Genomic DNA, 797 nt, shown 5'->3' on the forward strand with positions numbered 1-797 from the left:
CCCGCCGACGCGCCACCACTCGAACTCGCCGTCTGGCTGATCGACTGAGTCGCGTCGTAATGGTAGGACAATAGCTCGACCCATCCTTTATGGTCAGCGTCCAACGACTCACCCTCGACTCCATCCACCTTCATGAATGCATCAAATGACATAGAGGCTCCCTGCCTTGGATTAGTGAAGGGGGCAAGCCTAATGGACATGTATTAGTGATGAACAGAGGCCAATCGGGAGGTACCTCACGGTTTCAGGCATCGGGTCAGAAGGGATTGCTCACCATCGAAAGCCCCCCCTCAACGGCGTTAAACGCCGTCACTGGAAGATGGGATTACGCCAAGTCACACCGTAAAACGCTTCTCGCATCAGCACATACATAGGCGTTTGGAGTGAAAGTCGTAGGACACAGGCCACGTCTCTGCGCTTTTTTAGCCATCTTGCCCTACAGCAGGTTCAGGCGAAGTACAGATTCAAACTGTTACAAATATCCTCGCGCACTGACATTCGAGCGGCCGGGCCTCGCCCATGGCTGCATTCCACCTGCGGATGATTCCGAGGAGGTAACATGTTCTTACGTTACGGGGTATTAGTTGCGACGCTGTTGGTCGCATCCGGCTGTGTCGAGGAGCGGATTGTCCATGAGCGGCGACCGCCGCCGCATGAATACGTGGAGGTAATCGCACCACAACCACCGCCCGAACGAGTGATCGAGGTCGAACCTGCGCCGCGTCCGGGCTACGTGTGGTCACGGGGCTACTGGCACTGGAGTGGCGGGCGTTACGTGCCGGTTCACGGCCATTGGG

General features: G+C 56.8%; 2 protein-coding genes. One reads left to right on the forward strand and one right to left on the reverse strand.

Annotated features, from left to right (window positions below):
• Window positions 1-152: type VI secretion system tube protein Hcp (locus BZK31_RS28220; RefSeq protein ID WP_167378131.1), on the reverse strand; the 152-nt coding region annotated here is incomplete at its 3' end.
• Between the two features lie 407 nt (window positions 153-559).
• On the opposite strand from BZK31_RS28220, the gene BZK31_RS28225 reads away from it, so the two are divergent.
• Window positions 560-797: YXWGXW repeat-containing protein (locus tag BZK31_RS28225; RefSeq protein ID WP_083186449.1), on the forward strand; the 238-nt coding region annotated here is incomplete at its 3' end.

The sequence above is a fragment of the Pseudomonas floridensis genome, assembly GCF_002087235.1.
Taxonomy (GTDB): Bacteria; Pseudomonadota; Gammaproteobacteria; order Pseudomonadales; family Pseudomonadaceae; genus Aquipseudomonas; species Aquipseudomonas floridensis.